Source organism: Binatus sp. (SeqCode), assembly GCF_036522015.1.
Classification (GTDB): domain Bacteria; phylum Desulfobacterota; class Binatia; order Binatales; family Binataceae; genus Binatus.
Genome location: NZ_DATDGQ010000016.1, coordinates 1 through 6,091, shown reverse-complemented (window position 1 = coordinate 6,091; position 6,091 = coordinate 1). Strand labels below are relative to the sequence as shown.

The 6,091-nt window shown below is 60.2% G+C and carries 9 protein-coding genes; 3 read left to right on the top strand and 6 right to left on the bottom strand.

Translation table 11 applies throughout. From position 1 onward, the window contains the following. The 5 genes from atpA to VIW95_RS00800 all read right to left on the bottom strand — a co-directional run. Positions 1 to 978 (bottom strand): F0F1 ATP synthase subunit alpha (gene atpA, locus VIW95_RS00820; RefSeq protein WP_331583031.1); only part of this gene is annotated, 978 nt, incomplete at its 3' end. A 21-nt stretch (positions 979 to 999) separates the two neighbouring features. Next, on the bottom strand, positions 1,000 to 1,533 hold the full coding sequence (atpH, locus tag VIW95_RS00815; protein WP_331583029.1) for an ATP synthase F1 subunit delta: 534 nt from the start codon (positions 1,531 to 1,533) through the stop codon (positions 1,000 to 1,002). Continuing rightward, positions 1,530 to 2,114, bottom strand: a complete 585-nt coding sequence (locus tag VIW95_RS00810) for a hypothetical protein (protein ID WP_331583027.1) — start codon at positions 2,112 to 2,114, stop codon at positions 1,530 to 1,532. Before VIW95_RS00810 ends, atpH begins: the two co-directional genes overlap by 4 nt. Positions 2,115 to 2,135: 21 nt before the next feature. After that, complete coding sequence (locus VIW95_RS00805) at positions 2,136 to 2,603, bottom strand: ATP synthase F0 subunit B (protein ID WP_331583025.1); 468 nt, start codon at positions 2,601 to 2,603, stop codon at positions 2,136 to 2,138. Between the two features lie 92 nt (positions 2,604 to 2,695). Further along, positions 2,696 to 3,247: a polymer-forming cytoskeletal protein gene (locus VIW95_RS00800; protein WP_331583023.1), complete on the bottom strand. Its 552-nt coding sequence runs from the start codon at positions 3,245 to 3,247 to the stop codon at positions 2,696 to 2,698. A gap of 173 nt (positions 3,248 to 3,420) precedes the next feature. Between VIW95_RS00800 and VIW95_RS00795 the strand changes: the two genes are divergently transcribed. The 3 genes from VIW95_RS00795 to VIW95_RS00785 all read left to right on the top strand — a co-directional run bounded on the left by VIW95_RS00795 (position 3,421) and on the right by VIW95_RS00785 (position 5,412). Then, complete coding sequence (locus VIW95_RS00795) at positions 3,421 to 3,825, top strand: PPOX class F420-dependent oxidoreductase (RefSeq protein ID WP_331583021.1); 405 nt, start codon at positions 3,421 to 3,423, stop codon at positions 3,823 to 3,825. Positions 3,826 to 4,072: 247 nt separating this feature from the next. Next, the gene (locus VIW95_RS00790; protein WP_331583019.1) at positions 4,073 to 4,561 is read left to right on the top strand and encodes a PadR family transcriptional regulator; all 489 of its coding nucleotides are present in this window, start codon (positions 4,073 to 4,075) and stop codon (positions 4,559 to 4,561) included. A gap of 152 nt (positions 4,562 to 4,713) precedes the next feature. Beyond that, a complete protein-coding gene (locus tag VIW95_RS00785) occupies positions 4,714 to 5,412 on the top strand; it encodes an SDR family NAD(P)-dependent oxidoreductase (protein WP_331583017.1) in 699 nt (232 codons plus the stop codon). Positions 5,413 to 5,500: 88 nt separating this feature from the next. Here VIW95_RS00785 and VIW95_RS00780 read toward each other — a convergent pair whose 3' ends face one another. After that, on the bottom strand, positions 5,501 to 5,698 hold the full coding sequence (locus tag VIW95_RS00780) for a hypothetical protein (protein WP_331583015.1): 198 nt from the start codon (positions 5,696 to 5,698) through the stop codon (positions 5,501 to 5,503). Between the last annotated feature and the right edge of the window lie 393 nt (positions 5,699 to 6,091).

Sequence of the window (6,091 nt, the reverse complement as noted above, 5' to 3'; positions counted from 1 at the left end):
GTCGCCTTCCTGGGTCTCGATTATCGGCAGCGCGGTGAGCGACCCGCCGCCCATCTCATCGCTCATCTTGGCGGCGCGCTCTAGCAATCGCGAATGCAAATAGAAAACGTCGCCGGGGTAAGCCTCGCGGCCGGGCGGGCGGCGCAGCAGCAGCGACAACTGTCGATAGGCCTGCGCATGTTTGCTGAGATCGTCGTACACCAGCAGCGCATGCTTGCCGGTATCGCGAAAATACTCGCCCATCGTGCAGCCGCTGTAAGGCGCGATGTATTGTAGCGGAGCGGCTTCGGAAGCGGTCGCGGCGACGACGGTGGTAAACTCCATCGCGCCGGCGCTGGTGAGCTTCTCGACCACTTGCGCGACGGTCGAGCGCTTCTGCCCGATCGCCACGTAAATGCAATGCATGTTGAGGCCCTTCTGATTGATGATCGTATCGATCGCGATCGCGGTCTTGCCGGTCTGACGATCGCCGATGATCAACTCGCGCTGTCCGCGTCCGATGACGAGCATCGTGTCGATCGCCTTGATGCCGGTCTGCAGCGGCTCCTTGACCGGCTGGCGGCGGATGATCCCGGGCGCCTTGATTTCGATGCGGCGCGTCTCGGTCGCCTTGATGGGGCCCTTGTCGTCGATGGGCTGGCCGAGGGCGTTGACGACGCGGCCGAGCAGTCCTTCGCCGACGGGCACTTCGGCGATTCGGCCGGTGCGCTTGACCTCGTCGCCTTCCTGGATTGCCTGCGGGTCGCCGAACAGCACGGCGCCGACGTTGTCTTCCTCGAGATTCAGCACCATCCCGAAGATCTGATGCGGAAATTCGAGCAGCTCGCCGAACGCGGCGTTCTGCAAGCCGTAGATTCGAGCGATACCGTCGCCGCATGAGAGGACGCGGCCGGTTTCGCGAACCGAGATGCTGCCCTCGAAACCCTTGATTTCGTTTTTCAGGATTTCGCTGATTTCTGATGGTCGGATTTCTGCCATATAGATGTCGTTTCTTCCTGCCTAGCCCGCGAGCCGGCGCTTGGCCTCCGCGAGGCGAGTTGCAAGGCTGCCGTCGTAGATTTTTCCGCCCAGTTCCGCGGTGACGCCGCCGAGCAGCGCGGCGTCGATTTTCACGGTCGGGATTATTTTCAATTTCGCGATCACCTCGAGGCCTCTTATCACTCGTGCGATTTCAGCGTCCGACGGTTGTATCGCAAAGGTGAGCGTGGCGCGCTCACGACCCATCGCCTGATCGAGCAGCTCGCGATACGACTCGGCGATCGCGCCGATTTCGCGAATACGCCCGTGGCGCGCGATCACAACCGCGAACGAACGCACCGGAAAACTGAGATTGAGGCGCTCGGCAATCTTCGCCATCGCTTCCTGCCGCGACTGATCGGACAACTCTGGCGATGCGAGGCGTTCGAGCAGCTCGGGCGACTCGACCATCGCCGCCAGCCGTTCGAGCTCGGCGCCCCACGTTTCCTCGTTGCCCTTGTCTGCCAGATCGAGCAGGGCGCGCGCGTAGCGCTTGGCAACTCGGGAGCCTTTCATCGCCGGTCACCATCGCCAAGCTTGTCCATGAAGCCGTCGATAAGCCGGCCCTGATCGGCCGGCTGAAAATTGCGACCGATCAGATCGCTCGCCATGGTCGCGGCCGATTCGGCCAACTGCGCGCGGACGCGCCGCTTCGCCGCTTCCGCCAGCGCCGAACTGCTCATCCCGGTGTCGCGCCGAATTCTCTCGGCGGTCGATTTCGCAAGATCGGCGACCTTGCCGACCTGGAAAGCGGTTTCCTGTTCCAACTCGTCCGCGAGTTTCTTCAGTTCTGCCGAGAGCGCAGCCATCCGCGCCGCTGCCTTGTTGGCCAGATCTTCAGCCTCTGCCAGCGCGCTCGACGCTCGCGACAGTGCAGTGCGAATCGTGCCGGCGCGATCGGCGAAGAATTTCCGGATTGGCGGAACGGCGAAATACGCAATCACGCCCACGAACAGGATGAAGTTGATCGCGAAGAACGTCAGCAGCAGCCATGAGCCGTGCTCCGCGCCCGCGCCCTCCGCCGCATGGGCGTATGGGACGGCGTACGCAAAAAAAGCGGCAGCGAGAATCGCCGCCGATGTGAGCCACTTCTTCATTTGAGGTTGAATCAGTCGTGCCTAATTGTTTTTGCCTGTCGTTGTCGCCGCGCCAGCGTTCAATGGCCGGCCCAGCACGCGCTCAGCGAGCTCGCTCGCAAGGCTGTGTCCCATCTGCTCGAGTTCGCTCTCCGCCGCCCTCAGCTCCGTTTCTATCTTGACGCGCACCTGTTCGAGCGTGTCGCGCGCTTCGGCTTTCGCCGCTTCCATCATTTGCGCGGCGTCCTCTTCGGCCTTGCGGCGAGCGGTCTCACGCCGCGCGATTGCGCCCTTTCGGAGCTCGGCGAGCCAGGCTTCGCGTTCCTCTTCAGCGACGCGCGCCTGTCTAATCAGTTCCTCGGTGCGATCATTCAAGTCCTTGAATCTGCGCTCGCGCTCGGCGAGCAGGTTCAGGAACGGGCGAAAAAATAATCGGCTGAATATAAACCAGAAAACCAGGAACGAAACAATCAGTGCAAAGAACGTCCCCCAATTCGGCGGGATATGCATATTACGGCGTCTCCCCTGGGGGGACTGTCGAAGTTCTCTCCATCATCGGAAAATAGGAACGCGGACTATATCAGCTCAACCGGCCGGGCAGTTCAGGCCTGCTTCTGCCCTCCGACGGCGGCTTGCGGCACGCGCTCCTCCTTGGGGAATACTGTGACTTTACGGTCTTCGCGGATGCCCTCGGGCTGCATCGAGCAATGGCCCTCGAACAGCGCGCCTTCCAGAATCGAAAGGATGGGCGCCGTGATATTTCCGCTGACCTTCGCCGACGGGCGGATTTCGATGCGCTGCGTTGCGACGATATCGCCGCTGACCTTGCCCGCAACCGAGACCGAGCCGGCCCGGATGTGAGCGGTAATCACGGCCGACTCGCCGATCGTAAGGCTGTCCTTGGCGCTTATCTCGCCGTCGACCTCGCCGTCGATTCGCGCGGGACCTTCGAATGAAATCTTGCCGGAGATCTTCGAACCGCGATCGAGATATGCGCGGCCGTCGGCTGGCGCCGGTCCGTTGGCTCGCGGAGCGGACGCGGACGTAGTGGAGGAAGTCGAAGCTGAAGGCGCTGGCGAAGTGGACGAAGCTAGCGGCGTGGTGGTTGGTTGAATCTTGGGATTTTTTTCAGGCTCTTTATTGAACAGCGCCATCGCAAAACACTCCTGGGCGCAATCGGGCGTTCCCCCGCGCCGCATTCCAAAGTTCGAGCTTAAGCTTGGCTATTAACGCATGCAAATGTACGTGTCAAATTCATCCGGCAGTTTCTCGCGCAATCGAATCTCCCGGCGGTTGCCTCAAGCGGTTTATCGTCTAATCTGGAACTATGCCGTCGAGCCCAATCCCCGAGAAATTTCTCGACCTCCTCACCACCAAGAAGCCGCTTGCAAATATTGCAACGATAATGCCCGACGGCACTCCGCAAGTGACGCCCGTCTGGTTCGACTACACCAACGGAAAAATCCGGATCAACACTGCGCGCGGACGGGTGAAGGCAAAGAACATGAAAGTCGGAGCAAAGGTGGCGCTGGCCATCGTGGATCCCGAAAACGCATACCGTTACATCGGAATCCGCGGACCGGTCATCAGCGAAGACGAGAAAGGCGCCGACGCGCATATCGACAGCCTGGCCAAGAAGTACCTGAATCAGGACAAGTATCCGTTCCGCCAGCCGGGCGAGCAGCGAGTGACGTATGTGATCGAGCCGGCATCTGTGCACGTCATGGGCTAACGCAGCACCCCGTTTTGTCATCCTGACGGAGCGAGCAATGCAAACGGGCGGGCCTCCGGACAGCTTCGCGTAGGCGAAGCCGGTTCCAGTTTCCGAGTCGCGGCAGCTGGCCGCATCCTTTCGCATTGACTCCAGCTATATCGTACGATATACCATTCAGCATGTATTACGTTGTTACGGAGGGTCGCTCATGATGGTTTGCGGAACTCGACGTTTTCAAAGACGTGGCCACTGGGGCGAATTCGGCATGATGGGCATGCGGGCGCGTTTCTTCGGCCCGGGCGAAGTGCGGCTCGCGCTCCTGTCGCTAATCGCAGACGGTCCGAAGCACGGCTACGAGCTGATGCGTCAGCTCGAAGAGCGCTCGGGCGGAATCTACAGCGCCAGCGCCGGCACGGTTTATCCGACGCTGCAGCAACTCGAAGATGAAGGCCTGATTTCGTCGGACTCGAAGGAAGGCAAGCGCGTCTATGCGATCACCGACGCGGGCGCCGCGGAACTCAAGCGTGAAGACGAGACCGTGCGACGAATCTGGTGGCGGGCGCAGCGATGGGCCGGATGGCGTCATGCGAACGACCCCGACGCGGCCGAGATTCGCGGCCCTGCCGAGCGCCTGGTCAAGGCCGCATTCCGCGCAGTGGCCGGCGAGACAGCGTCGCAAGAGCGAATCGACAAAGTGCGCGAAATCCTCGAGCGTGCGATGCGCGATCTCGATGGCATGCGCGACAAGCCGTAAATACCAAGGTGCAGGGGTTACCCTGGCCGATGCGCCTCTCCGCAATGATTGACCGCCCGCTATCTTGGTTACTGTCTGGGTCAGATATGCCCTATCCAGGACGGATGGCGACATGCTGCCCTTCATTGATTGCTTGCTAAGGAGAATTGTAAGTGCCCACTACATCGTCTGATAAACATCTCCTTCTCATTGGCGCGTCCCGCGGCCTTGGTTTCGCCTTGGCTGAGGAGTACCTCAAGCGCGGCTGGCACGTAGTGGCCACTGAACGGGACAGCACCACATCAAAACTGCACGATCTATTGCGAGCCGCTCAAGGTCGACTCGAAATCGCGACCGTCGACATTACTTATCCAGATCAGGTTGCCGCGCTGCGGGCGCGTCTGGCATCGAGACAGTTCGACATGCTGTTCGTCAATGCCGGCATCGGTACTCGTGATGTGGTCGCCGACATTTCAACCGACGAATTCATACGTATGATGGTAACGAACGCCTTGAGTCCCATGCGTGTAGTCGAGAGTTTGCAGGAGCTCGTGTTGCCAACTGGCACGATCGGCATCATGTCCTCGGGACAGGGCAGCATCACAAACAATGATAACGGACATTACGAGATCTATCGTGGAAGCAAGACGGCGCTCAACATGTTTATGCGCAGCTTCGCCGCCCGCCACGCCGATGATCCGCGAACCCTGCTGCTCATGGCGCCTGGCTGGGTGCGAACCGATCTGGGCGGCCCAGAAGCGCGTCTGAGCATCGAGGAAAGCATACCGAATCTCGCGAATACGATGGACGCGCAGGCCGGAAAAGCGGGTCTTCAGTATCTGAATTACCTCGGCCAGACGGTTCCGTGGTGAGTGTGAACATGCGCATCGTCGCTGTCGAAGAACACTTCCCCCAAGGAAGCGTGAAACCCAAGGACGGGTTTCACTAAAATCAAGTTCCTCATCGCGCGATCGGAGGCGGCGTCTCGATTGTCTCGCCGCAGGTCGAGCCGCAGTCAGGACATACGTACAAGTACTTGTCGCCGTTGGGGAGGACGAGCAGCAGGCGCTTGCGCACCTTGACCGCGCGCTTGCACTGCGGACAGGCCAGCAAAGTGGCTTCCATCCGCTCGAACGATGGCCTCCGATTCTGTGGCATGGGAGTCTTGGCGAAATCTAAATATCGCGATGACTCGCGGCAAGGGAGTCTCCTTTCTTCTGACGAAGCGACCGGCAGATCTTTCGTCCTAACGAAGCGAGTATCGCGAGGAACGATCCCGGTCAGCCGCGTTTTTGTGTCATCCTGACGACCTGAGCAACGCGAGGGGAGGAAATGGCTTCTGGCCTCCGGACAGCTTCGCGTACGCGAAGCCGGTTCCGGTTTCCGAAATCGCGCAGCGCTCCACAAATGCGCCGATGTCCGGCTTCAGTTAGTCCGCGTTGAATCGACGTGACGACGTAGCCTAAGATTTCTTTTCGTCGTATGAACGATCGCACTGCAAATCCTGCGCATCCGCGGGTTTATCTCGAGACTTACGGATGCCAGATGAAT